We start from the raw sequence: 23775 nt of genomic DNA on the forward strand, positions 1-23775 counted from the left end.
GCGAGAATTGAATAGTAACATGAGAACCCTTTCCTCATACATCACTAATCTAATTTTAATCATTCTGGCTTGGAAATTACTTAGTTTAGCAACAGGAGATCTCCTCCCAAGCCCTGTAGAAACTATTACATGGATGTATAATAGTGAGACCTTAGCCAGCATAATCTACAATACTTTAATCACACTACGAAACTCTCTCGCAGGATTCTCAATAGCCTTATTCCTGGCTGTAATAACTGTTCTAGCCTCTAAAATACATGGTATATTAGAAGGCCTAGTCGAATCTCTCAACGTATATGTTCAAAGCATAAGTGCCCTGATATGGATACTGGTATTCCTAGTATTATTCGGTTTCAAAAGCCCGCTCCCTCCCATGCTAGTCACTACGGGAGTAGCCTACCCAATACTTCTCTCAAACCTAATCAGTGGGATAAAGACTGTTGATAGTAAAATAATAGACCTCTCAGAACTTCTAGGAGCATCCAAGATCCAGTTGTTCAAACACGTCTACATACCTGCGAGCGTTCCCTATACTATAGCAGGTAGTAGAGCAGCACTAGGGGCCTCACTTAGGATAAGCGTGGTAGCAGAAGCATTCGGGTCGAGTGGCGGAATAGGCTATAAGCTAACCTACTACTTCGATTTATACAACTACAAGGGAATGATGGCTTGGGCTCTATTCCTAGTAGTCCTGATGATCCTGTTAGATAAACTAGTCTTAGAGCCATTAGAGGACTGGAGTAAGAGGTGGCTACCATGACTAGGGTCATAGTCAATCAGTTATACAAGAATGTCAATGGCAAACGCATCCTCGAAGATATAAGCCTTACAGCCGTTAAAGGAGAAATCCTAGGCATAGTAGGGCCTAATGGTATTGGGAAAACAACTCTTCTTCGAGTCCTAGCAGGTATAGAGAAACCTACACGCGGGGCAGTGGTGATTGAAGGGAAAGTAGGACTTGTACCTCAGGATGACTTGCTTCTACCATGGAAAACACTCTACGATAACATAGCTATAGGCCTGCAATTCAAACATATACCTGGAGACGTGATAAGGAAGAAAATAAGAAATGTAGCAGATCTCCTCGATCTATACGACCACCTAAACAAATACCCAAAAGAGGCCAGCGGGGGGACAAGGAGGAAGACAGCTATAGCCCGTGCCCTGGTATTAGACTCTGATATCCTACTTCTAGACGAGCCCTATGCTGGATTAGATGTTTCAACAGTGCAGAATCTAGGTGATGTGCTGGTCGAATTGAAAGGTAAGGGTAAGACCCTCATTATAGTATCACACCAGTTATGGGAGCTAGCTACAATAGCCGATAGAGTGTTAATGATGAATGGTCCTCCTGGAAGAATTGTCAGCGAAGTAAGAATAAGTGGTCTCGATAGAGGGGAAAGAATATCACTACTAGTAAATGAGACCCAAATCTATAGCAAGCGGATATAGGGGCTCAGTTCGCTCGTGCATCACCACCAATCAGTGTCCGGGGTGCATCATAGCCCTAATCTATAACGTATACCCAGCAAGAGAATTAATATGATTTTTAGACAATGAGATCAATACATTCGTGCTCAACTAATCCTCCGAACATACTATGAAACAGATTAATTAGAACAAAAAATGTACCAAGAAAATCACAGATACCCTACATCCCTCAAAGGATTCGGTATTACCCATATCTCTCATAGAATTATGTAACAGCCACCTGAAGAATATGCTTGTCAGCTTAAACTATAGTTTCACCTGCATTAGATGTTCCAGTAGGTATTACTTTGGTATTACCGGGGTATAAGGGATTTCATTAATCCGGTATAAAGGTTGTTGTTGAGAGGTGGTTACTGTGAGTCTTATGACACTACAAGCCGCGGTTCAAACTCTAGGTGGAATAGGGTTTAACACACACGGCGTTGGGTACTATATGGTTCTAACAGGATTTGGTATACTTGCGGCAATCCTAGTGGGGGCGCTAGCAATAGGCCTTGTGAGGTTCGTTAAGAGAGTAGGGGACATGAGCCCTGGTCAGTTCATAATATTCATGGCAACAATAGCACTGGGATTGATAATCGTAGGTACACTTCTTCCAGCATAGCATTATTTACAGCGAACAATACCCCGCAAAACAGGAAAAGAATAATTTCTTCCTCGCCTCAAAGTACTCTACTGCATTTTTGAGATACATATGACTTCACGCTTCCATCCCTTATGAGGAAATGTTATACGGGTTACATGTAGATAGCAGATACCTAGCCATTATACCATAATCAACAGCCAGATGCTATCACAGATTCGATTATCTTTAAGGGGGATCTCTCGCTTAACCCTCCACCTCGCAGATGCCGATACCTATCAGTAACGAGGCAATAACAAGAACCAGCAGAGTCGACCTCGACTTGTATATACATTATAATAAAACGTCTAATATTACTGCAATAGTCAATATTAACCCAAGCAATAAATTCAGATTGAAAGCAACAGGAGTCATTTCCCCGTTATGCCTATATATAATATAGTGTTGAGAATAGATTATTACCGCAGATGCGATCGTGCCTATTATACCTATAATCCCCAAATGGTACTCTGGAATCGCGATCAAAAACAGTATCGTTGCAGATAAATGTGTTAAACGGCTAATCCATAGAGACATATTTTTACCCAGCCAAGCCGGGATACTGTGAAGTCCATGGCTCCTATCGAAACCTGCATCCTGAATACTGTATGGTATATCGAATCCAGCCACCCACAATGTAACTGCTATTAAATACGTCCAAGGCACACGTTGTAGTGTCCATATCAGAGGCGGATTAGACTCTGGGCATACTGCTACTGCTCCTCCGAATACAACAAACCCTAGGACCAAGCCCAGATGATAGTGAGCAAGCGGGCTATACCGTTTATGATGGGGGTAAGTTACGGCTAGTATCCAAAGTATAGGGCTCAGCATAAACGCGGTCTCATTCAACAGTATTGCAGAGGCGAAGTAAACTATGGATCCTAGGACAACCAAGAACCATGCATCTCCTAGCTTCATTATGCCTGATACTAGAGGCCTACTACTAGTTCTAGGATTCTCCTTATCAATATCCAAGTCTGCGATATTGTTATATGCCATTGAGGCTGTCCTAAGCCCTAGGACAGCTAGCCCTATCAATAGAGTATTCCATATGTCTAGCTTACTAGGACATGATAAAACCGCGCCAAGATAAGCGAAAGGAAGGCTGAACAAGGTATGCTCTATTCTGATCAACCGCATCATTAAATGTAGCCGGGAAGGTTGCTTAACTCTCCCAGGATCCCAGCCGTTCAAAGATGAGCCCTCACCCCCCTAGTAACTTGTCAGCCAACTGCCTCATAGCTGCCTCCACACTAGGATCCTGCCTTACCTCTAGAGGCCACTCTGTCCCATCATTCTCCTCTGGCATCTTCCTGGTAGCATCTATCCCCAGCTTACTACCATATCCAGGTGTGGGCGTCGATGGATCCAGCTGATCCGTATGAGTATAGGGTTGTATAATTACATCCCTCTGAGGATTAACGTTGCTTGAGATAGCCCAGATAACCTGGTTAATATCATGCGGGTCAACGTCATGGTCCACTATAACTATTATCTTCGTTAGACTCGTCTGACCTAACCCCCAGAACGCGTTCATAACCTTCTTAGCGTGACCTGGATATCTCTTCCTTATAGAAACGATCACTAGTCCCTGGAAAACCCCGTGGAGTGGGAAGTTCACCTCGACTATCTCAGGTAGAAGAGTCTTCAATATAGGGAGGAACACTCTTTCTACACCCTTACCGATCCAAGCATCCTCCAACAGTGGCCTGCCAACTATAGTCCCAACAAAAACCGGGTTATTTCTAAACCATATCCTTTCAACAAGCATAACTGGGAACTTGCGAATAGGCTTATCATAGTACCCCCAGTGATCCCCAAACGGCCCCTCACAACTCTCTTTACCCTGCTCTATATAACCCTCTAAAACAACCTCGCTCCCGGAGGGAACAGGTATTCCACTAGGAAGATCATATAATGATATACCCTTACCAGCCATTAATCCCGCGAACAAGTATTTGTCAATAGGGTAGGGAACAGGCGCCACTCCGGTGAGCATAAAAGCCGGAGTCGATCCTATAACAACTGCTACAGGCATATCATTTTTAGTTTCAAGATAGTTCATCCTCCCCCTTTTATGAAGTTGCCAGTGCATGATGACCTCGTTCTGAGACTTAACCATAAGCCTGTAAACACCTATACCAGTACTACCAGTATTAGGGTCAACGGTAACGGTCTGTGCAAACGTGAGGTATCTCCCCCCATCTAAAGGCCAAGTCTTAAATGCTGGTAATTTATATAGATCTACCTTTTCTCCCTCAACAACGTTCTCATCAAACCTAGCATGACTGGTTTTCTTAGGTAAAAACTTGGAAGCATCAAACACACCTTTCAATACCCCTAATCTCTCGCCCAGAGAATAAGGCACTCGTCTCCAAGCATCGCCCACTAGTCTCCACCCAATATCCTCTAATCTATCTGTTTGAAGTGCCATTTTCACTCTATCCAGAGACCCGAAAAGGTTTCCTGCAACCCTCCAACCAGGATGCCCTTTAACCTCCTCGAAAAGTAGAGCTGGCCCATTCCTGAGCATAATCTGCCTCAACAACTCGGGTATCTCTAGAACAGGGCTTAGCTCGTTCTTAACTCTCAATAACCGGCCTTTCTCCTCGAGGTATTCAAGATACTCCCGTAGATCGTTGAACGCCAATACTCTACCACCAATCCAAGTGGCTAACAGTATCTGTAAGCCGGATTATTATCATTTGTTTATATCTATAATACTAATAAACCAATACTGGCTTTCAATTATACCCTGGTGGGATGAACGAGTAGTGGACCAGGAGAGAGCCAGCAACCTAGAGAAACAACGCAGGGAAATACTGGAATCCCCACAGCTTGGACGCCTCATCATAGCCCTGAGCATACCACTCTTCGTTTCAGGAAGCCTCCAAAGCCTCTACAGCATAATAGACACATTCTGGCTCTCCAGGCTAGGAAGCGCAGCCCTAGGCACACCCACAGCATCCTGGCCCTACCGTGGAATACTCATGAGCATAGGATTCGGCCTCGCAAGCAGCATCTCAGCCCTAACCGGCCAATACATAGGTGCAGGAGACTACCGTAAAGCCTCGAAAGTAGTAGGCTACGTCCTAGGCCTACTCATGCTAATAGGGATACCGGGCACAGTAATATTCTACCTGCTAAGAGGATACTATCTTGACCTCGCCCACATACCTTCAGACGTAAGCAAGCTAGCAAATATGTACATAGCGGTAACACTAGTCGGTGTAGTCTTCAACTACCTCTTCCTAACATTCAACTTCGCCCTTGGAGCAGCTGGAGACACTAAAACCCCGATGAAGATAAGTGTAGTATCAACCCTCCTAAACTTCGTCCTGGACCCAATAATGATCTTCACACTCAGGATGGGAGTGTTTGGAGCAGCACTCGCCACAGTGTTATCAGCAATGCTATCAGGCATCTACTCTATATATAGCCTAGCGACAGGCCGACATGGCTACAAAATAACTCCCCGGGATCTAGTAGCCGATAAGTACCACCTAAACCTCATAATGAAAGTATCACTACCCCCCACAGCACAACGACTACTAACAACACTAGGATTCCTAGTAATGATGGGAATAGTAGGAGGACTAGGAACCCCCATCCTAGCCGCGTACAGTATAGGCCAGGTAGTACTAAGCCTAGACCACGTAATAGTATTCCCACTAATACGGAGCACAAGCATAGTAATAGCCCAAACACTAGGAGCAAACCTCCTCGAAAGAGCCCGTCGGGCAGCCCTAACCGGCCTAGGAATAATGACACTACTAGTCTCAATCTACATAGGGGCACTCCTAATAGGAAAAGACTTATTCATAGAAGTATTCACAAGCGACCCGCAAGTAGCAAGAGCAAGCCACAACATGCTCCTAATATTCGGGCCAAGCGTACTAGGATTCGACATACTAATGATAGCAGGAGGAATAGCCCGCGCATCAGGACACACACTAGGAATAAGCATACTCGGCACAATAAGGCTATGGCTGATAAGAGTACCAGCATCATACCTTCTAGCATACCCTCTAGGAATGAAAGACATAGGACTATGGACAGGAATGTCAGCCTCAAACGCGATAACAGGGATCATAGCACTAGCATGGATACTCAGTAGAAGATGGCTCAAACCAATAATAAAAACACCACAAGACAAAACAAGTAAAATGGGCCCGTAGCCTAGCCAGGATAGGGCACCGGCCTTCGGAGCCGGGGGTCCCGGGTTCAAATCCCGGCGGGCCCGCCACTTAAGTATCCCATATATAAACTTTTCCCTCTTTCAGGATAAAGCTCTGGCTTCCAGGTCAGAACAATAACTAAGTTCGTCTTTATTTAATGCTTGATAACCCCGGCTGATTGTCTTGGAGGCTTAAGAGACTACCTTTAGCCAAGGAACTCTCTTAAAATCTTCATCGAAGGTTATGATAGTGTCTATATTATTGTACTTACATGTTAAGGCTATGATTGTGTCGCTTGGCAGAAGTTTTAGTTGGCTGGCGGCTTCTATCATGCCTTGGTATTCTACGTCCTCTACTAGTACTTTGACTTCAAGGTCTTCCAGCAATTCCCTTATACCATTGACTATGAGCTTGGGATATCCTTTGGTTGTTATTAGTTTCCTTAGGCTGTATGGCCCCCTTAGTTCTCTAAGGGTTTGATAGTACTTTCTTGCAGATATATAGAGTAGTTCGTTCACTACGGTTAGACTTGTATGGAATTTGTTCTCTTCATATTCTTCTAACAGCTTCCGGGCTTTGCTGGTAAGGCTTGTCTCGAACAGTATGTTGTAGAATATATTGGTGTCGATAAAGACTTGGTTCACTGTGCTTGGGCCTCCTCCTCATACTTCTTAAGCTCCTCTACAGCGGCTTTGCCAAATAATCCAACATATTTGTCGAGTATTTCACTAACTCTGTGCTTGCGTATGAAGACTACTAGCTCCTCTCCCTCCTGGAGCTCAACCGGCTCCAAAGGTTTCAACACGCCTTTTTCATATCTAACTCGTATAATGTTGGACACTTCCTAGCCCCAAGTATATGTTTTGGGCGTCGAGGCAATTAGCCTTTCCTGTGAGGCTGGATGTTTCCATATTATCAGCAATGATATTCCTAAGGGGATAACCGTTTGCGAAGAGTGTTTCCATTCTTGGGTTACTTCTGGAAACGTTTTTGATAAGTCTTGGGCCTTTGGAGCTGGGGGTCCCGGGTTAGAATCCCGGCGGGCCCGCTACAAACTTCCTAAAACGTTGGCGCTGTAATGATTGAGATGATTATTTTATTTTATAACGAATATTGATTATGATATTAATTCGTTCATGAAGGTCTTATAATCTTCATCGTTTAATAAGTAGTAGGCCTCAACATCAGATTTTAAGGCGTTTTCTTTCATGGTTCTATCGCTAGTGACGAGGGCGGCGTCTACATGCTTGGTTGCCGCTATGTAGTATGCGTCAACTGCTCTACAACCGGTAAGCAGGGCTATTTCTGATGCCTTGTCATGAATGAGTTCTTCATCCATTACATTGACGTGTCCGAGCACTATGTCTAATATCTCTAGAACTTCCTTAGGATTAATCCTTCTCACAAGTACAGCTCGAAGTTCTACTTCAAACAAGAAAGGTTCATGAACCGGTAAGCCTAGGTTGGACAGTTTGTCGAGAACAGCCCTTGCTCTTTCATGTCTCCCTGGATTCTCCGGGTAGAGGAAGTAATAGTCAGCAAAGACACTAGTATCCACCACGACAGCGTGGATGGATTTCAATCCAATAACTACCTCCTTTCCATCACAAACTCTTTAACCACGTCACGGTCAACCTTGAACAGATATCTACCACTTTCCTTCTGGAACCCTCTAAAACTCCTTCGAATAATCATTACCTCTAACTCCTCCCCCTCCCTAAACTCGACATAATCAATAGGCCTAAACACTCCCTTCTCGTATCTAACCCTGATTACCTTGGACAATTCCCTAGACACCCAAGATTATTATAACACTTCAATCCAATATACCTTTACTAATCTAAGTGTTTCCAGACTATCAAAATAGATATCCTTAGCAGATAATCATCTTTGCACTATGCTTCCAGTTAATGGTTTCTGCTGGAAACATTCTTTATATGTCCTCGGCCTTTGGAGCTGGGGGTCCCGGGTTAGAATCCCGGCGGGCCTACCACCTAACCGGTTTTAATATGTTATGTATGGTTCCTTGTTTAGTTTGGAATAGCCTACCCGAGTCTTTAGAGGGGTTTTCTAGGGTTATGCTGCGTAGAAGGATTACGTTAATTCCTAGTGTTTCTGCATGCTTGGTCATTGGCCCATCGTCTGTTATGAGGAGTGTTTTTTCTGTCTTGGGCTAGGGCTATTATGTATGCGTCGAATCCTGAGCAGCCTGTTTCTAGTGCTACTTGTAGTGCAGTGTCTCGGTATTCCTCTTCTCCGACGATAGTGTAATTCTCAGTAGTTCTAAGTGATTCTACCACCTTTTCTGCTAGTTCCCAGTTTGCAAGCCTTGAAATTACTGCCACAACCTTCACTAGTACTGGGAACGGTATTAGCACAATAGTTTGGTGAGATTCTAGCGTTTTTATCAAGACCTTAGCTTTCCGGTGTGTTTCCAATTCCCTCTTATAAACTTCACCAGGTAGCCAATGGACCGGTCTTATGACAGATTTAACGATAACGCTAGAATCTAATACCACCTCTTCTAACGCTCACGGGCCTCCCTCAACGCCTTATCCGCATCATCATTGGCTTCCACACTTACCTTTTCCACCAGCTCTGGGAACTTTTCTGGAAGTAACAGGATTCTGATTTCCTCTCCTTCCTTCAGTTCAAGCGGTTCTAGCGGCTTTAATGAACCATTCTCATACTTAACTCTTATGACTTTAGACAAACCCAAACACCACTCAAGAATACTATAGTCTCCAAGAGCAACTAGCCTTTTCTTTATTATGTTTCCAGGCTATCATTACGGATTTCCATGGCTGATAATCACAGCAGATAATAGTAGCGCTTAAGGGATTACCTCTAGCCAGGGCACTCGCTTGAAGTCCTGGTCAAAGGTTAGAATTGTGTCAATGTCGTATAGCCTGGCGGTTATTGCTATCAAAGCGTCTCCGGGGAGAAGGTTGTAGTTTTTCATGGTTTCCAGGAGTTCTTTAAGATTTCCCTTATCCTCTAGGACAAGTATTCCCAGTCCTTCTATTAGTTCTTCGACATCATTTATAGCGTCAGCGAATCTTTCAATGCCATGTTTTCTTATATAGTCCCGCAACTGATCTAGCCTCTTAATTTCTAGCTTTCTCAGTGCATCTAGCCTTATGAAGGTGAAGATAGCCTCGTCAACTATTCTGAGGGTTATTGCTAGGTCCTCCTTCTCTACTAATATCTTTTTTGTCTTAGAGGCATAAGGCTCGACCCGGTGAAGATAGTATACGAGGGCATTCGTGTCCACAAGTATCACTGAGCCTCGGCCTCCAGCATAAACTCATCAAGAAGCTTCTTCGGTGCCGAACCCCGTTTTCCATAGAACTTTTCAACGATTCTCTTCCTATCTTCAAGTCTTTCTATCTTAACTAGAACCTCTTCACCCTCCCTAAGTTGAACAGGTTCTAAGAGCCTTAGTATCCCTTTCTCATATTTCGCCTTAATCATTCTAGACAACCTAAGCACCTCACCTTGTTTTATATATACTCAATCCAATATGCTTTTACTGGTCTAGGTGTTCCCAGATTATCTGTGCTGATATTCTTGGCGATATTCATCGTTGAAGAGTGTTTCCAATTAATGGTTTCGCTGGAAATATTGTTTATAAGCCTCAGCCATTCGGAGCCTAGTGTCCCGGGGCTCTCTGATCCCTGCGGGACCGCCACCCAAACATACCTCATGGGACGTCTTCTAGTCTAGACTGATAGTATTGTCTGATAATCCCGTGTAATTATGGGATTACCTCTAGCCATGGCACCCGCTTAAAGTCTTCATCGAATGATGCTAGTGTTTTTACATTGTTATGTTTGCAGGTTATCGTTATTTGTGCGTCGTTTGGTGCTAACTTGTAATGCTTGATTGCCTCTACCAGTTCAGATGAGTTCTGGTAGTCTAATATTATTGTTACTCTGAAATCTTTGATGAAATTATTAACCGTATTTATGGCCTCTTCGGGGAATCCATATTTTGCTATGTATCTCTTAAAAGAGTATTTCCCTTTAACGCCATATTTAATCTTGGCGGCTTTGGAGCCTACGGTATATAGTAACTCGTTATACACTATCATAGGAATGGCAATGCCCTTGATTACACTTTCACGTATAACACTCTCCGCCAACCCAGTCAGCTCGGTTTCATAAAGAAAGTTGTAGATAATATTGGTGTCAAGGCATATCACTGGGTTTGAGCCTCCTCCTCAAGCTCCCTGAACTCCTCTATGGATGACTTTCCGAGGACCCCCCTATACTTCCTGATTAATCCGTCAATATCCTCCTCCACAACAACCCTATACTCCTTGCCCTCCTCAAGATCGACGCGACCTAACGGTTTCAGCACCCCCTTCTCATATACAACCTTGATAACTCTAGACATCTTCTCCTCCCATTAATCTAATATTGTTATTGAAGCAATTAGCCTTTCCCTAACCGATTGTTTCCAGGTTATCATATGTTGATAATCATCTTTGCATATTCTTTCCAATTATTCGTTTGTTTTGGAAGTGTGATTTATAAGTCTCAGGTCTTTAGAGCCGGGGGGGTTCCGGGTTCAAACCCGCAGTGGGCCTGCTACACTTAGAATTGTATTTAGAGCAAGAAATAACGGTTATTGTAATTAGCTTAAAATGTCTTAAAGGTTAGAGTGTAAATGGGGAACTATGTTGCCTGTTGAGTTTTCAATTAAATACGATCGGTTGAGTGATATTTTGTATATTAAGCTCAGAGATGATAAGGTCGTTGACTCTGACGAGGTAGAGCCAGGTGTTATAGTGGATTATAATGAGAAGGGAGAGATCATTGGTATAGAGGTTCTATGGTTCTCCCGGAGGAAGCTGGACCTTTCAAAGCTAATCCTGAGTGGGCCGGAAGCCTTGGTGGCTGAAGTGTGATAATACACTATACCCCATATGTCTTGGAGCTGATGAAGTAATGCGGTGTTGAGAGGGAGCTCATCTATTAATGCTTCCATTAAGGCATCATTGTATTCTAGGTTCAGCAATTATGGAGCAAATGGTCATTATTGGCTTCAAGAATCTATGTAGAGAATAAATATTCTACTAAGCATGGTAAGCTCGAATACTTGGTAAGTATCAGAGAAAGAAAAATTAGTCGTTTTTCTTGGTAAAGTAGTTACTGTATTTGACTCTTATCATTTTCTTATTGAACTTCCCTGTGCTTGTCTTAGGTATTTCATTTGCAACGAATATTCTGTCTGGTATTTGCCATTTCGCGAATCTCTTTGAGAGGTGTTCCTTTAGCTCTTTTTCTATTTCATCAACGTTCACGTTTCTGTATTCCTCTCTAAGGACGACAAGAGCTATCGGTCTCTCCTCCCATCTCGGATGGGGTACTCCTACTACGGACGCCTCTAATACAGCGGGATGCGCCATCAAATGGTTTTCTAGGTCAATGCTTGATATCCATTCTCCTCCACTTTTTATAAGGTCTTTTAGTCTATCTACTATTTTCACGTAACCGTTCTCATCTATTACTCCGGCATCCCCGGACTTCCACCAGGAGTCAATGAATGATTTCTGGGTTCTCTCGTCATTATAGTATTGGGTTGCCACCCATGGCCCCTTCATCCATAATTCTCCAATGCTCTTCCCATCCCATGGGAGGCCTCTTCCTGTAGGATCTACGATTCTTACTTCTACGCCGAACACGGGTAAACCTTGCTTCCTCGCGTTTTCTATCTGGTCTTCCTCGCTGAGTTGTAGGATCTTTTTCTTGGGCAGATTAGCTGTTACCAACGGGCCTGTCTCCGTTGCTCCATACGCGTGGATTATGTTTATTCCAAACTCCTTTAGTTGCATCATTAGAGCTAATGGCGGCTCGGATGCTCCTGACACGAATCTTAGGTTTTTCAGCTTGGGTTTCGTTTTCATTTTCCTGAAAACCTCTAACATAGGAATTAGTATTGCTGGTGCCCCGGCTGCAGCTGTAACACCCTCGTTTATTAGGATATTAGCCAAGCTTTCTGGAGAGTATCTTCCCGGTAAAACGATTTTCGAACCCATCATAGTTGCAGCTATATGGACGCCCCATCCATTAGCGTGGAATAATGGAACTATTGCGGCGAAAGCATCATCTGGTTTAAAATTCAATACGCCGTTGATAGCCCATGCATGCAGTATTAGACTCCTATGGGAGTAGTATACTCCCTTGGGTTTACCTGTAGTTCCAGAGGTGTAGCAAGCTGTTGCCGATGATTTCTCATCGATCTCCTCGTAATCTATTTTGGGAGAGCTGTTCTTTACCAGGTCTTCGTAGTTGTATATGTTGTTATTAATGTCGATATTTAGCTTAGAGGGATCATCGCTCATAATTACCGTGAAATCCAGGTCATTGTTCTCTATTAGAGCATTACCTAGTTCGACAAGGCTTTCATCGACAAATATTCCTTTCGCTTTCGAGTGCTTAACTATATAGTCCAGGTCACTTATGTGGAGCCTTTGGTTTAGTTGAAGCAACACTGCGCCCAAACTTGTTATTGAGAAATAGGATTCATAGTACCTATGGTCATTCCACCCTAAAACAGCTACTCTATCCCCCGGCTTTACTCCCAAGTCCCTTAATGCATTTGACATCCGCTTAATTCTCTCATACACCTCTCTATAATTCATTCTGTGTACCTTTCCGCCTTGCAAGTTTCTATATGAGACAACCTCTGTATCATAGTGGATTTTAGCAGCGTAATCTATGGCTTTCCATAGATTCAGCTGATATGAATCGTTCATAGTGGAAGGAAAACCTTTAATCATAGGAGTTACCCCAGTTTACCTATATGTTTATAGTTTCTATCTAATCGATTATATAAACACTTATATTCAAACATGTTATATTTACGATAATACAATCATTACTATGCATTTATTGTTAATAAAAATGTCTTCAATTGTGAACGTTGCCCCTTTACGCTGGAAAGCCCTAAAAAATTCTATGGTTTCATTCTCAAACGTATATTTGTTAGCTCTGTACGTCTTTTACTTATTTCTTTATGGATGAAATTCTCCCAGCCAGTGCTTTTGCTATAACAAGCTTTTGTATTTCATTGGTTCCATCGCCTATTTCTACGCCTTTTATGTCTCTATAGTATCTTTCAATGTTGCTCTCTTTGCTGTAGCCGAATGCTCCTTGAACCTGCATTGCTAGCCTGACTAGATCAACACCCCACATGGCTGTTGAGTACTTGGCTATCGACGACCACATAGGGTAGTCCGTTTCATCGTTATCTATTTTCTGTGCAGCATTGTAAATCAACAATCGGGAGGCCTCTAATTTGACTTTCATATCTGCAATCATGCTCTGCACCATTTCGTGTTCTATTATTGGTTTACCCATACTCTCTCTCATCTTTGCGTAGCTCAGGGATTCATCGAATGCAGCTTGCATTATACCCAGACCTATGGCGGCAGTTACAACTCTACCTTCATTGATTCCATCTATCACTATTTTAAAACCATTATTCAATCTACCTACCAAGTTCTCCCTAGGCACTCTACACTCATTGAAAAGGAGCTCGCTACTCCCGCTTCCACGGATCCCCATCAACTCTATCTTGCTCATCTCAATACAATCATCTTTGTCAACAACAAATATCGATATACCTTTATGCCTATCCTCTTGTCTACCTGTCCTCGCGGCAACCAAGAAGAAATCCGCATACACTGAATTCGTAACCCATGTCTTCCTACCATTTATAATATAATCCCCACCATCCTCCTCCGCTCTTGTTATTATACTCGCAGCATCCGACCCGCAGCAGGGTTCGCTAAGTGCAAACGCCCCTATTTTACCCTTAGAAAGCCTGGTCAAGTACTCCTCCCTGAGATCATCACTTGAATAATGGACTAATGAGTATGGAACCATAGTACCGGAAATAGCTGAAATAGCTGCAATAGCCCCCGACGCCCGGGCAAGCTCTTCAACCACTACAACAGACTCTAGAGTCGACAGGCCAGGCCCACCATACTCCTCAGGCACTCTTAAAGCGAAATACCCCATATCAGCAACCTGACTCAAAATATCCTCGCTGATATAGTTCGCAGCATCAATTTTCCTAGCAACCGGTAACAATACCTCCTCAGAGAATTTCCTAACAGAACGCCTTAACAATTCGATATCCAGCTTTCCGCTCAAGATAATGCACCGACTACAAGTTGGAATAGGGTACTAGAATTTATATAGTTAACCAAAATATACAACAATAAATAAACATTCCTATCAATTAACAGTAATATAAACAATGAACTCCTTATAAGTAAGACGTATTCATAAATTAAACTCTTATACTTTAGATGACTCTCAGCCCAATCGTGAAGAATTACACGGATATTTACTTGATTATTCCAAAGTTTCTCTGTGCATCAGTTATGCTCCATATCTCTATGAGATAGCTGTTCTTTTTGTGATCAGTGTTGCTTTCCCTTTAAGACATGTTGCTACGTGATATGTATCAGCATATTCTGTCTCTGGCATGTAAGGTTTTACTACCTCTAGATCCCCTTTTCCAGGGTTGATTATTGTTACTTTCCCTCTTATTAGGTGGTACAGGATTTCCGCTTGCTCTTTCACAGAAGGTACCGCTGAGGCGAGCCTTTCAAACTATTTTCTGTACTCATACAGGGGTATATCATCGGCGATAAGCTCTACTTCTGGGTCTAATAGCAGTTTCTGGAGGAGTCTCGTGGTACCAGTATAGCCGGACTTGAAGGTAGCTATGAACACGTTAGTGTCAATCATGAATCTTCTCCTTTCCAAGCTTGTTGGCCTCTTCCTCCACCTCTTGACCTAGTTTATCCAAGTCTATTCCATGCTTTGCCACTTCCTCGGCAATCTCGCGGGCAAGTTTCTCCACATCAATTCTCTTCAAGACCAGAATGTTGTCCCGAAGCTCTAGAATAATGAACGTATCCCCTTTCTTTAGCTGGAGCTTATTCCTAAGCCTACTAGGGATAATTATTCTCCCTCTATCATCAACAACTACAACACTCAACCCATATTACCTATATCACCCATTTATCCCACAACCTAATAAATACTCGCATACCATAAGTCTTGAAACACATGTTTCAAGACTATCGAAATAGATTTCATAGCTCATAATTATATTCACAAAAAACCATTCCCCTGTAGAACCTAATCTCCACGTCTTTAGATTTTCAGAGTAATAGGTTCCCGGGTTCAAATCCACGGTATGTCCACGGTATTCATGGAGACTACTTATATGCTATTCATTGGGATATTCTGTTTTATCGCAGTAACGGCTAATTAGCCTGTGTACGAGACTCTCTAGATTGGAGGGTAATTTAGGATAGATTAGGTAGCTTGCTAGATCTTTGCAACGCCTGTTTATCCACTCGTATTTGCCTCTGTTCTCGGCTTCAGATAGTTCTATGTTTAGAGCCTCTAAGTGAGCTTGATAAGTGTAAGGGTATGCTCGCATTAGGACATTTTGTGGTATTTTATAATCCATCTTTTTCAAGAAGCATATCTCCGCTACATCATGCAGAACGAGTTTATCGTTCAATATATCGCTTAACCGTGTAGCGTCATCTTCGTAGCTTGGACCCTCAAGGTATGCTAGTAGCTCTTGGAAAGAAACATTACATTCAACACCGTGTCGTCGTAAAATTTCCAAGACATCAGCTAATCTCAGTTGCAATACTTAGCTCACCTTTAGATCCACTGGTTAACGCTGAGAACTCTCTTTATAACCCTATGGACTTCAGAGCTGAAATACTTGAAGAACTTGCTGTGGGCGATAATATGCCTCAGGATAGAAGCGTAGTTGTCCGAGAAGCCGGTAGAGGAGATTTAGAGGAATTCATAGATCTCTATGCTGAGTTTTACAGCGATCTACGTCTCAGGCAGGGGTTAAAGCAACATAGCAGGGAGAAATACCGTGGTGATGTGGAAAAATATCTTTCTAGGGATAAGGTGTTCTTAGCTGAGACTGATAGAGGTGAGGCTATAGGCTTCATACGGGTCTCTGAGCGTGAGGGTTGCTACTGGATTGAGGAGCTCTACGTAAAACCCATGTACCGCGGAAAGGGTGTTGGGAGGAGGCTTGTAGAGAAAGCAGAGAATTACATCAAGGAACGTGATTCCCATGTCTACATAATGGTTCTCCCCCAAGACAGGAGAGCTATGAGCTTCTGGCTCCACCATAGCTACTCGCTCCTCAACACGGTTGAGTTGGCGAAGAGCCTTAAAGGAGACAAGGGGGAGACAAGGCCAGTTCCACTCATGGATAGTATACTAGAAATGTACCGATGGGCAAAGGAAGACTATACACCTCTAGAGAAGAAGTACCTGGAGTTAGTGGAGGAGTTCCAGAGAAAAGGCGGAGGAGGAAAGGAACTACTTGAAATCTTTGTTAAGGCACTAGAGCAGTATCTCTCAAAGGCATAGGCAAAACAGTGGAGTCAAGACGGTATCACCATATAAAACTGGTTGACTAGCACTGGTACGCAGTGTGTGGTTCTAAGGATATGTTACTATGCCGCGTTTCACAGCAATTCCAGAAAGCTTTCCGTCGAACGTGGATAAAGCCGCTCCTATAGATTTAGCTAGTTGTATGTAGATGGCATCATATACTGTAACGTCCTCTTCTAACGCAAGTCTAAAAGCATCCCCCGCTACCCCGGTTGAAGAATATACTTTTAGTGTACTCCATATTTTCAGGAGATCCCCCGCACTATCAATCGCCTTGTCCAAGTCTAGGTCTCCAATTTTTAGAGCATGCCTCCATACCGCATTCAAGGCCTCAGGAAGCGCCAAGTCTACAGTTACCAAGGTCTCCCCACTACTAGCCCATGAGCGTGCTAGCTCACGAGCTTTCTCCGAGCCTTTCTCCTCTAGTACAAGCTTCACAAGGAAGGATGCATCCAGTACAATCAACGCTCCTCCCTTGACTCCCTAATAAGATCTACCGAGTCCACCCTAGTCCTCCTCTTCCCTGCTTTCTTCTCGATATTATCCAGAGTCTCGAGGAACTCGAGAACCTTGACACGATCCTCGAGAAACCTTCTAACCTCCCCACTCCAATCCACGGGATACTTCTTCATTTTCTCCTTAAGCTCTTTCGAAACTCTTACCGATATTACGTCTGACAATATGTATACACCAAGTAATCATTATTGTATACATAAGTTTTATGTATTACCTTTAAAAAGCTATGTACGAAATATTACGTATGAAATTATCTAACTGTAACTATTCGACGTAAGCGGAAAACGGATTTACCGTGTATTCAGGAAGACCGAGCTAGAGTTTGGAGGTTTATGAGTTTACAGAAAGCTTATAAATATCCTAAGATAACTGCGAACTCTGTGAAGAGTGATGCCAAAATCCATGCCTCTTCTAACTACACTAATCCTGACCGCGCTTCTGATTTCCGTTATCTCTAGTGCTTTTGTGAACGTGAATGCTCAACAGAATGGGAACAGGATAGAGCATGTGGTTATTATAGTTAAGGAAAATCATTCTTTCGATAATTACTTCGGTGCTTTCGGCCATGGAGCAGACGGGGATCCATCTTTAGCAGTATACAACGGGATCTATGTGAATGAGTCCGTAATCCCTAACCTCTGGCACCTTGCGGAAGGGTATGTGTTATGCGACCATATGTATACCTCTAGCCCGGACATGTCTTTCCCCAATCACTTCTACCTCATAGCAGCGTGGACCCCCTATCCACATGCTCCGGAGGGCGTGCATAACTGGAGTACTGCTGGTTACTGGCCGAGCAGGTTAACACTCCCCGATCTTCTTAACGCTAGGGGGCTGAGCTGGAGAGTGTATTCCTGGGGTAAGTACGGGCCTTACTTCCCTTTGGTAATGACGCATGCTAGGGGCATAATTAAGGGCCACTGGTTCCCTGCTTCACAATTTATTAGCGATGTAGAAAACGGGATGTTGGCAAATGTGACATGGGTCACGGATACAGACAGTATAACAGATCACCCACCGCATAACATCACAGAAGCAGATGAATTAACTGGAGAGGAAGTCAGGGCGGTCATGGACTCGCCTTACTGGAAATCAACCGTCATATTCATCGTAGAGGACGATTGGGGGCACTTCAAGGATCACTTGAACATAGATGTACCCGAATACCATGACGGTATAATCCAGGAATGGCGTAGGGTGCCGTGCATAATAGTCTCACCTTTCGTGAAGAAGGGCTACATAGACCATGAATTCCATGAATTCACAAGCATCGTTAAGTTCGTTGAGACTGTGTTCGGTTTACCGTCAATAAACCAGAGGGATTTCCTGTCAGACTATTTCTTGGAGGCATTTAATGAGTCATCCACCACATTACCTGGTCCTCCAAGGTTCTTCCTCCAAGACTTCTGGACAGGTAAGAACATTACCGAACTATTAAATAGTTGGATAAACATTAGCGTAACACAGACTATTACACAGCCAATCACAGAGACTAAGACCCAAACATCAACAACTACAGTAACCCCCTTCAAGACCTTGACCACCACACTAACACAGACCTCACCCACTGTGACAACAGAGACGGAAACGATCACGCAAAGGGCGGGAGGAATCTCTACAGATGCTTTCGTGATCACAGTTGGAACGCTATCGGCAATAATCATTATAGTCTCAGCACTCGCAAGCAAAAAGGGAGCAGATTAAAATAGGATTTTTAAGACCAATCTGTTTTTCTCACATTTAATAAGTACACTAAAACAATCAGGAAGGAACATACGGATTCTATGTTGGATCATCTCCAGGTTTTTATACCTTACTTGGCTGATGGATTTTTAGAGAGGAGGTTTTTGCTCCAAAAAATAAAAACCAGTGTAAAACTAGAGTTCAAATATCTTGGTAGAGTAAAAAAGCCGCTAATTTACTTTATATTGTTTACAGTCCTCGTTGTTCTACTGCAGAGATACCTAATTCTCCCCATACTCCCCAGTACAATACATGGGGGCGTATACTGGGAGATTGCTCTCCTAATCTTCACAAATAATACTCTAGCATATCTACTCATCGCCTATGGAACCTACATTATATTCTACGAAGCACCCCTCATATCGAGGGAGAGATGCCGCCAGGTAAGATTGCCTGACTGTAAGATATGGATGAGTATAATAGACTCCTGGAAGACTAGGCTGATCCTCACATTAATCTTTATACCAATACTCCTAGTATTGATGTTGTATACATCGCTTAGAATAGAGTCCTCCATATTCCATGTAAATGTCGAGCTGAAGAATGTCCTATTATGGGGAGTCTACAAAATATATGGTATCTTCGAGTTATCGGGGGAAACAATGGCACTGTTATCCCAGGTGCCGGGCAAGCGGAATCATAGAGCGATCCTTTTCACACTAGGACTGGTATTGTTACTTGTGGGAGCACTCATAGAGTCTAGACTAATAATAGGAGGATAACCATAATATCTCTACTCGCGGGTTTAATTGAGAAAAAATAACTGTTATTTTAATAATAATTACACTAGCGTGGTATAACTTGAAGAAACAAGCGATTATAGCTTTAACTATGTTATTCATTATGAGCTTGACTCTGGCTACCCAAGCTTACTCCTCACCGCAAAACAAGACGGTTACCGTGAAGTATGTTGAGAAAATAACGTATTCATGCCTAGGCGGGACAAGGATGTGCCCGAAAGTATATGGCCTACGAGTCAACCACACAGTGACAGTGTATGTAGAATACTATGTAAACATGACGACACTCTCGCCTACTGGCACGGTTGCCGCGAGACTAGTCGTCAACGGCACCCGCTCCTACAACCCTGTATATCTCCACCTAATCGGTAGAGGGATGATTGAGAATAAGGGATACGCATCTACATATTATGCGGACATAACCCCCGAGGACTTCGGTTATACCAACTCTACATATCTAGCAGTGGATCCTCCAATAGCAATAGACTTCCACCCAGAGCCCAGTGAAATCGTGGGTGGCTTCTACATAGCTAGAATAGGCGAACCATACACACACCCTAATCTATCGAATGCCAACTTGAAATATTTCGAACTCTACTATGACCCGGATACAGGGTTATTCATAGGAGGAAAACTCCATTTCATCGACACGGAGATAGTGAATATGAATGGATACCCGATTATATGGGGTTTCTACGATGTCTACGCAGAGATATACCCTCCAAACACTCAGCCACCCTGGATAACAATAGGCCAGCAAACAACGCAGTACAACACAACAAGTCCTCCAATAAACATGTCAACTCCCTCCTATACACCTACACCCAAGTGCCCTGGGAACTGGATGACTGTGGCGGCGATTGGATTGGTAGAAGCACTGGTTTTCGCTGCAGTGATAGTCTTTTACTGTAGATCAAGGAGATCCTAAAAGGGATCTAGAAATCCACTCCATGATTATTAAACCGGCAACCGAAAACTACTCTTGACCGGCCGGTAGGTGTTGTGGTTTGCCTAAACGTTATAAGCACATAGGCATAGTAGCTGTAAGTTCTCCCGGAGCAGCATTATGCTATCAAACAATCTGTACAGAATTCGAGAGAATAACTGGAAATAGGTATGAGCACCCGGAGGCAAGCATGCACTCATTATCATTCAAAGACTATATGGACAGAATAGAATCGGGCGACTGGAAGGGAGTCGCAGATCTCCTAGTTGTCTCCTCGGAGAAACTAGCCGCTATCGGAGCCGACTTCGCAATATGCCCAGATAACACTGTACATATAGCATTCGATGAAGTCGTAAAAAGATCACCGATACCTTGGATGCATATAGCTGAGGAAGTAGCCAAGGAAGCCAGGGAAAGAGAGTTCAATAAACTAGTTATACTAGGCACAAAGTTCCTTACGGAATCAGGTGTTTACCCCTCCAGGCTGAAGAAGTATGGCATAGACTGGATTATACCGGATAGCCAGCAGAGGAGAGTTATTAATGACATAATTTTCAACGAGTTAGTCTACGGTGTAGTCAGACAGGAATCTAAGAGCAAGCTCGTCGCCATAATAAAGTATTTAGCTGGAAGAGAAGGAGGTGACGCTGTGGTATTGGGGTGCACTGAGCTACCTTTAATTCTAGATGATAAGGTATCGCCTATACCTGTACTGGATTCTACGAGGATACTAGCTAGGAGAGCGCTCAGGGAAGCCGTTAGACACTGATTCTAATGAATCATGGAAACGATCTTATCTAAAACAATAACCGGTATCATGAAAACACCCATTGCAGCTGTAAGCACGAACATTAAAGGTGCCTGGGCTACATACTCAAGCCTAGATGGTATACTAGCAGTGTAACCATTGATAATCTCCACATAAAGGTTATAGTTATATGCGGCTACAACCACTCCTATTGTAAAGCTTAAGGCACTAGGTATAACGCCTCTACGCTTATAGAGAGCTATGAAAACCAAGGGATAAAGTATCAGCTATCCACTAAAACTATGAAGCATTGATTCAACTGCTGCTTCCGTACCATAGGGGGCATTGAACTGTGAAGCAATATAAGAACCCAGCAGAGAAATAGCCAGTGCAGTAACATAAATTAGATGCACATACGAGTTCTTCAAAACCTCCCTCCCTATAACATATTAGTTATACACATTACCGTTTTTTCGTTTTCCATGCGCAAACAGGCTCTCAGAGTCAAAGCTTCTTATAAGCTGAGATATAAACCGTGTCTAAAGGCAGAGTCCTCGATATCGTGATAATTTTCCTGAACCCCGCCAGGAAAGCTATTCTCCCTATTTCTTTTACCCCAGTCAAACTAGAATATGCTACTAAGAGTAATCCCCCACGTTTCAATACCCTTTTAGCAGTTAGAAATAAGTCTAGGATAACCTCGAGGGATGAACCGCCGCACCAGTTCCTCTCCAAAGGATCCCTCGGATCCAGAGGAAGGTATGGAGGATTGGATAAAACCACATCAAACAACCCTCTAATTCTCCGAGTAACCTTTATCTTATCATATAATCTATTCGCAACAGAGTTCATCAACGCTGTCTTTAGACTCTCGCTTGATACATCGTAGCATATGACTTCTCTAACACCTGGCAAGGATACTATAGCGAGGGATATTGCACCGGAGCCACAGCCGTAATCAAGTACTCTACCCTTGACACCAATTACCCTCGCAGTATCCACTAATAAGCCGGAGGATACTTTGAATTTAGGTATGAAGATGTGAGGAGATAGATATAGATATACACCCTTGAAAACCACGGCTCTTCTGGTGAAATAAAATACCCGATGATATAACCTTAGGATTTTTGATACCAGTATTGACCCTAAAATTCTTCTCATCACTATCCCTTCTGGGTCTAATTATACTTGTGATGTTGAAAGGTGTAAACTATTTTTGTTTGCAAATAGAATTATTAAGTATAGCAATAGTTGAGGAAGAATATACATAGGTGTAACAGTTAATGTCTGTAAAAATTTCTATCAGAATTAGAAAGGAATTGGTAGGGCTGGCTGATAAGATGGTTAAATATGGTATAGCTAGAAGCAGATCCCATGCCTTCAATATAATGATAGAAAAAGGAATTGAACAAGTCAGGGAAGAAGTTGAGTTATGGGATTCCGTATATAAGAAAGTAGGCCAATTAGAGCGAAAGAACTACAGAATAAAGCACGGCGAACTATCAAAGCTTTTAGAAGCGGAGAGATCCCGTTGATCTCGCTGGATACGAGTGTTATAGTCTCCTATAAGGATGAAACCTGTTCTAATTATGCCAAAAGAATGGCTTGAATTCCAGTGTTCTCCGCTGCGTTTTGCAGTATTTTATCCCCTGTATAGAATTTATCTGCATTCAGGTATTTTGCTGTGACTATCTGAAGTGCATCGGCTACATAGATGTGTTGCTCCTCAAGCATTCGCCAGGCTTCTTTCAGTAAATAGATGTTGACAGGTACGACTATGGTGATTCCAAGCCTTATCATTCGCCTTGTCTCACCTATGAATCGTCTACGAACCAATTTATACTGAGCAGTAGTCAATCTCTTGGTTCTAAAAGCCCTGTCTATTGTACCCAGTAATTCTCCTATATTCCACACATTGAACGAGATCTTGATTTTACCCTCATATGCCTTTATGAAAAGGTTTCTAACTATATCTGAACCCGGCTCCTTCACATACCTTTTTATTATAGCACTAGTATCGAGATATTCTATTGGAACGCTCATCTCTCATCTCCCTAACAATAGAGCTAATCTCACCTGCCTCTATCAGAATTGGCTCGAAATCCAGTTCAATAGTCTCCTCCTCTACCATGTCGTCTAGTACTTCGATTAATTCCTCCTCTACAATTCCCTCTCTAATCAATTCTTCAAGGAGTTTCGAGATCTCCATATTCCTCCTCCTAGCGTAGTTCCTCAATTTCTCCCATAGCTCACGGTCGATATACACGCTAGTCTTATACCTTGAACCCAAAACAGCCACCAATATACCTATTATACTTACATACA

General features: G+C 42.9%; 37 protein-coding genes and 1 tRNA gene. 12 read left to right on the top strand and 26 right to left on the bottom strand.

Going from position 1 to position 23775, the window contains the following annotated elements; genetic code table 11:
- The first annotated feature begins 7 nt into the window (after positions 1-7).
- The 3 genes from F7B60_02550 to F7B60_02560 all read left to right on the top strand — a co-directional run bounded on the left by F7B60_02550 (position 8) and on the right by F7B60_02560 (position 2095).
- Complete coding sequence (locus tag F7B60_02550; GenBank protein ID MCE4614397.1) at positions 8-760, top strand: ABC transporter permease subunit; 753 nt, start codon at positions 8-10, stop codon at positions 758-760.
- Positions 757-1452: an ATP-binding cassette domain-containing protein gene (locus tag F7B60_02555; protein ID MCE4614398.1), complete on the top strand. Its 696-nt coding sequence runs from the start codon at positions 757-759 to the stop codon at positions 1450-1452. Before F7B60_02550 ends, F7B60_02555 begins: the two co-directional genes overlap by 4 nt.
- Before the next feature lie 394 nt (positions 1453-1846).
- Positions 1847-2095: a hypothetical protein gene (locus F7B60_02560; GenBank protein ID MCE4614399.1), complete on the top strand. Its 249-nt coding sequence runs from the start codon at positions 1847-1849 to the stop codon at positions 2093-2095.
- Between the two features lie 312 nt (positions 2096-2407).
- Here the strand turns inward: F7B60_02560 and ubiA are convergent, their stop codons facing one another.
- Both ubiA and F7B60_02570 read right to left on the bottom strand, forming a co-directional pair.
- The gene (gene ubiA, locus F7B60_02565; GenBank protein MCE4614400.1) at positions 2408-3310 is read right to left on the bottom strand and encodes a putative 4-hydroxybenzoate polyprenyltransferase; all 903 of its coding nucleotides are present in this window, start codon (positions 3308-3310) and stop codon (positions 2408-2410) included.
- 10 nt (positions 3311-3320) lie between these two features.
- Positions 3321-4766, bottom strand: a complete 1446-nt coding sequence (locus F7B60_02570; protein MCE4614401.1) for a UbiD family decarboxylase — start codon at positions 4764-4766, stop codon at positions 3321-3323.
- Positions 4767-4890: 124 nt separating this feature from the next.
- Between F7B60_02570 and F7B60_02575 the strand changes: the two genes are divergently transcribed.
- On the top strand, positions 4891-6294 hold the full coding sequence (locus F7B60_02575) for an MATE family efflux transporter (GenBank protein ID MCE4614402.1): 1404 nt from the start codon (positions 4891-4893) through the stop codon (positions 6292-6294).
- A tRNA-Arg gene (locus F7B60_02580) sits at positions 6285-6362 on the top strand. The genes F7B60_02575 and F7B60_02580 overlap by 10 nt, the downstream gene beginning before the upstream one ends.
- Before the next feature lie 123 nt (positions 6363-6485).
- On the opposite strand, the gene F7B60_02585 is transcribed toward F7B60_02580, so the two are convergent.
- The 11 genes from F7B60_02585 to F7B60_02635 all read right to left on the bottom strand — a co-directional run bounded on the left by F7B60_02585 (position 6486) and on the right by F7B60_02635 (position 10692).
- Positions 6486-6938 (bottom strand): PIN domain-containing protein, encoded by a 453-nt coding sequence (locus tag F7B60_02585; protein MCE4614403.1) that lies wholly within the window; start codon positions 6936-6938, stop codon positions 6486-6488.
- The gene (locus F7B60_02590; protein MCE4614404.1) at positions 6935-7135 is read right to left on the bottom strand and encodes an antitoxin family protein; all 201 of its coding nucleotides are present in this window, start codon (positions 7133-7135) and stop codon (positions 6935-6937) included. Before F7B60_02590 ends, F7B60_02585 begins: the two co-directional genes overlap by 4 nt.
- A gap of 276 nt (positions 7136-7411) precedes the next feature.
- Positions 7412-7876, bottom strand: a complete 465-nt coding sequence (locus F7B60_02595; GenBank protein ID MCE4614405.1) for a type II toxin-antitoxin system VapC family toxin — start codon at positions 7874-7876, stop codon at positions 7412-7414.
- Positions 7877-7884: 8 nt separating this feature from the next.
- On the bottom strand, positions 7885-8079 hold the full coding sequence (locus F7B60_02600) for an antitoxin family protein (protein ID MCE4614406.1): 195 nt from the start codon (positions 8077-8079) through the stop codon (positions 7885-7887).
- Between the two features lie 314 nt (positions 8080-8393).
- Positions 8394-8813, bottom strand: coding sequence for a PIN domain-containing protein (locus F7B60_02605; GenBank protein MCE4614407.1), 420 nt, complete (start codon positions 8811-8813; stop codon positions 8394-8396).
- A 5-nt stretch (positions 8814-8818) separates the two neighbouring features.
- A complete protein-coding gene (locus F7B60_02610) occupies positions 8819-9007 on the bottom strand; it encodes an antitoxin family protein (protein ID MCE4614408.1) in 189 nt (62 codons plus the stop codon).
- Between the two features lie 120 nt (positions 9008-9127).
- Entirely contained in the window at positions 9128-9568 is a 441-nt protein-coding gene (locus tag F7B60_02615; protein MCE4614409.1) for a PIN domain-containing protein, read from the bottom strand.
- 5 nt (positions 9569-9573) lie between these two features.
- Positions 9574-9768, bottom strand: coding sequence for an antitoxin family protein (locus tag F7B60_02620; GenBank protein ID MCE4614410.1), 195 nt, complete (start codon positions 9766-9768; stop codon positions 9574-9576).
- A 29-nt stretch (positions 9769-9797) separates the two neighbouring features.
- Positions 9798-9986 carry a hypothetical protein gene (locus tag F7B60_02625; protein MCE4614411.1) on the bottom strand — a complete coding sequence of 63 codons (189 nt, stop codon included), beginning with the start codon at positions 9984-9986 and terminating at the stop codon, positions 9798-9800.
- A gap of 65 nt (positions 9987-10051) precedes the next feature.
- Complete coding sequence (locus tag F7B60_02630) at positions 10052-10438, bottom strand: PIN domain-containing protein (GenBank protein MCE4614412.1); 387 nt, start codon at positions 10436-10438, stop codon at positions 10052-10054.
- 56 nt (positions 10439-10494) lie between these two features.
- On the bottom strand, positions 10495-10692 hold the full coding sequence (locus F7B60_02635; protein MCE4614413.1) for an antitoxin family protein: 198 nt from the start codon (positions 10690-10692) through the stop codon (positions 10495-10497).
- Positions 10693-10978: 286 nt separating this feature from the next.
- On the opposite strand from F7B60_02635, the gene F7B60_02640 reads away from it, so the two are divergent.
- Complete coding sequence (locus F7B60_02640) at positions 10979-11206, top strand: DUF2283 domain-containing protein (protein ID MCE4614414.1); 228 nt, start codon at positions 10979-10981, stop codon at positions 11204-11206.
- A 216-nt stretch (positions 11207-11422) separates the two neighbouring features.
- On the opposite strand, the gene F7B60_02645 is transcribed toward F7B60_02640, so the two are convergent.
- From F7B60_02645 to F7B60_02670, 6 genes are all read right to left on the bottom strand, one after another.
- On the bottom strand, positions 11423-13081 hold the full coding sequence (locus F7B60_02645) for a long-chain-fatty-acid--CoA ligase (GenBank protein ID MCE4614415.1): 1659 nt from the start codon (positions 13079-13081) through the stop codon (positions 11423-11425).
- Between the two features lie 226 nt (positions 13082-13307).
- Entirely contained in the window at positions 13308-14459 is a 1152-nt protein-coding gene (locus F7B60_02650; protein ID MCE4614416.1) for an acyl-CoA dehydrogenase family protein, read from the bottom strand.
- Positions 14460-14705: 246 nt separating this feature from the next.
- Complete coding sequence (locus F7B60_02655; GenBank protein MCE4614417.1) at positions 14706-14894, bottom strand: hypothetical protein; 189 nt, start codon at positions 14892-14894, stop codon at positions 14706-14708.
- A gap of 30 nt (positions 14895-14924) precedes the next feature.
- Entirely contained in the window at positions 14925-15062 is a 138-nt protein-coding gene (locus F7B60_02660; GenBank protein MCE4614418.1) for a hypothetical protein, read from the bottom strand.
- Entirely contained in the window at positions 15055-15315 is a 261-nt protein-coding gene (locus F7B60_02665; protein ID MCE4614419.1) for an AbrB/MazE/SpoVT family DNA-binding domain-containing protein, read from the bottom strand. The genes F7B60_02660 and F7B60_02665 overlap by 8 nt, the downstream gene beginning before the upstream one ends.
- A gap of 234 nt (positions 15316-15549) precedes the next feature.
- Positions 15550-15984 carry a hypothetical protein gene (locus F7B60_02670; GenBank protein ID MCE4614420.1) on the bottom strand — a complete coding sequence of 145 codons (435 nt, stop codon included), beginning with the start codon at positions 15982-15984 and terminating at the stop codon, positions 15550-15552.
- A 104-nt stretch (positions 15985-16088) separates the two neighbouring features.
- On the opposite strand from F7B60_02670, the gene F7B60_02675 reads away from it, so the two are divergent.
- Positions 16089-16733: a GNAT family N-acetyltransferase gene (locus F7B60_02675; protein MCE4614421.1), complete on the top strand. Its 645-nt coding sequence runs from the start codon at positions 16089-16091 to the stop codon at positions 16731-16733.
- A gap of 72 nt (positions 16734-16805) precedes the next feature.
- Here F7B60_02675 and F7B60_02680 read toward each other — a convergent pair whose 3' ends face one another.
- Together F7B60_02680 and F7B60_02685 are read right to left on the bottom strand one after the other, a co-directional pair.
- The gene (locus F7B60_02680) at positions 16806-17222 is read right to left on the bottom strand and encodes a type II toxin-antitoxin system VapC family toxin (GenBank protein ID MCE4614422.1); all 417 of its coding nucleotides are present in this window, start codon (positions 17220-17222) and stop codon (positions 16806-16808) included.
- The gene (locus F7B60_02685) at positions 17219-17437 is read right to left on the bottom strand and encodes a hypothetical protein (protein ID MCE4614423.1); all 219 of its coding nucleotides are present in this window, start codon (positions 17435-17437) and stop codon (positions 17219-17221) included. Before F7B60_02685 ends, F7B60_02680 begins: the two co-directional genes overlap by 4 nt.
- A gap of 238 nt (positions 17438-17675) precedes the next feature.
- Here F7B60_02685 and F7B60_02690 point away from each other — a divergent pair, with 238 nt between their 5' ends.
- The 4 genes from F7B60_02690 to F7B60_02705 all read left to right on the top strand — a co-directional run bounded on the left by F7B60_02690 (position 17676) and on the right by F7B60_02705 (position 21471).
- Complete coding sequence (locus tag F7B60_02690; GenBank protein MCE4614424.1) at positions 17676-18977, top strand: hypothetical protein; 1302 nt, start codon at positions 17676-17678, stop codon at positions 18975-18977.
- 143 nt (positions 18978-19120) lie between these two features.
- The gene (locus tag F7B60_02695; GenBank protein MCE4614425.1) at positions 19121-19738 is read left to right on the top strand and encodes a hypothetical protein; all 618 of its coding nucleotides are present in this window, start codon (positions 19121-19123) and stop codon (positions 19736-19738) included.
- A 79-nt stretch (positions 19739-19817) separates the two neighbouring features.
- Positions 19818-20684 (top strand): hypothetical protein, encoded by an 867-nt coding sequence (locus F7B60_02700; GenBank protein ID MCE4614426.1) that lies wholly within the window; start codon positions 19818-19820, stop codon positions 20682-20684.
- Between the two features lie 79 nt (positions 20685-20763).
- On the top strand, positions 20764-21471 hold the full coding sequence (locus F7B60_02705; protein MCE4614427.1) for an amino acid racemase: 708 nt from the start codon (positions 20764-20766) through the stop codon (positions 21469-21471).
- Positions 21472-21473: 2 nt separating this feature from the next.
- Here F7B60_02705 and F7B60_02710 read toward each other — a convergent pair whose 3' ends face one another.
- From F7B60_02710 to F7B60_02720, 3 genes are all read right to left on the bottom strand, one after another.
- On the bottom strand, positions 21474-21722 hold the full coding sequence (locus tag F7B60_02710) for a hypothetical protein (GenBank protein MCE4614428.1): 249 nt from the start codon (positions 21720-21722) through the stop codon (positions 21474-21476).
- Positions 21723-21737: 15 nt separating this feature from the next.
- Complete coding sequence (locus F7B60_02715) at positions 21738-21878, bottom strand: hypothetical protein (GenBank protein ID MCE4614429.1); 141 nt, start codon at positions 21876-21878, stop codon at positions 21738-21740.
- Positions 21879-21954: 76 nt separating this feature from the next.
- A complete protein-coding gene (locus F7B60_02720; protein ID MCE4614430.1) occupies positions 21955-22611 on the bottom strand; it encodes a methyltransferase in 657 nt (218 codons plus the stop codon).
- Positions 22612-22733: 122 nt separating this feature from the next.
- Between F7B60_02720 and F7B60_02725 the strand changes: the two genes are divergently transcribed.
- Entirely contained in the window at positions 22734-22985 is a 252-nt protein-coding gene (locus F7B60_02725) for a hypothetical protein (protein MCE4614431.1), read from the top strand.
- A gap of 52 nt (positions 22986-23037) precedes the next feature.
- Here F7B60_02725 and F7B60_02730 read toward each other — a convergent pair whose 3' ends face one another.
- On the bottom strand, positions 23038-23493 hold the full coding sequence (locus F7B60_02730) for a type II toxin-antitoxin system VapC family toxin (protein ID MCE4614432.1): 456 nt from the start codon (positions 23491-23493) through the stop codon (positions 23038-23040).
- Positions 23462-23775, bottom strand: a 314-nt coding sequence (locus F7B60_02735; GenBank protein MCE4614433.1) for a ribbon-helix-helix domain-containing protein, incomplete at its 5' end; no start/stop codon positions are given. The genes F7B60_02735 and F7B60_02730, both read right to left, overlap by 32 nt.

Origin of the sequence: Candidatus Tiamatella incendiivivens (assembly GCA_015522635.1) — an archaeon.
GTDB classification, from domain to species: Archaea; Thermoproteota; Thermoprotei_A; order Sulfolobales; family Acidilobaceae; genus Tiamatella; species Tiamatella incendiivivens.

Excerpts from the sequence above, each read along its gene's own strand:
- F7B60_02555 (MCE4614398.1), top strand. The coding sequence starts at position 757 with ATGACTAGGGTCATAGTCAATCAGTTATACAAGAATGTCAATGGCAAA.
- F7B60_02620 (MCE4614410.1), bottom strand. The coding sequence starts at position 9,768 with ATGATTAAGGCGAAATATGAGAAAGGGATACTAAGGCTCTTAGAACCT.
- F7B60_02635 (MCE4614413.1), bottom strand. The coding sequence starts at position 10,692 with ATGTCTAGAGTTATCAAGGTTGTATATGAGAAGGGGGTGCTGAAACCG.
- F7B60_02645 (MCE4614415.1), bottom strand. The coding sequence starts at position 13,081 with ATGATTAAAGGTTTTCCTTCCACTATGAACGATTCATATCAGCTGAAT.
- F7B60_02660 (MCE4614418.1), bottom strand. The coding sequence starts at position 15,062 with ATGATTGACACTAACGTGTTCATAGCTACCTTCAAGTCCGGCTATACT.
- F7B60_02675 (MCE4614421.1), top strand. The coding sequence starts at position 16,089 with ATGCCTCAGGATAGAAGCGTAGTTGTCCGAGAAGCCGGTAGAGGAGAT.
- F7B60_02690 (MCE4614424.1), top strand. The coding sequence starts at position 17,676 with ATGCCTCTTCTAACTACACTAATCCTGACCGCGCTTCTGATTTCCGTT.
- F7B60_02720 (MCE4614430.1), bottom strand. The coding sequence starts at position 22,611 with ATGAGAAGAATTTTAGGGTCAATACTGGTATCAAAAATCCTAAGGTTA.
- F7B60_02725 (MCE4614431.1), top strand. The coding sequence starts at position 22,734 with ATGTCTGTAAAAATTTCTATCAGAATTAGAAAGGAATTGGTAGGGCTG.
- F7B60_02730 (MCE4614432.1), bottom strand. The coding sequence starts at position 23,493 with ATGAGCGTTCCAATAGAATATCTCGATACTAGTGCTATAATAAAAAGG.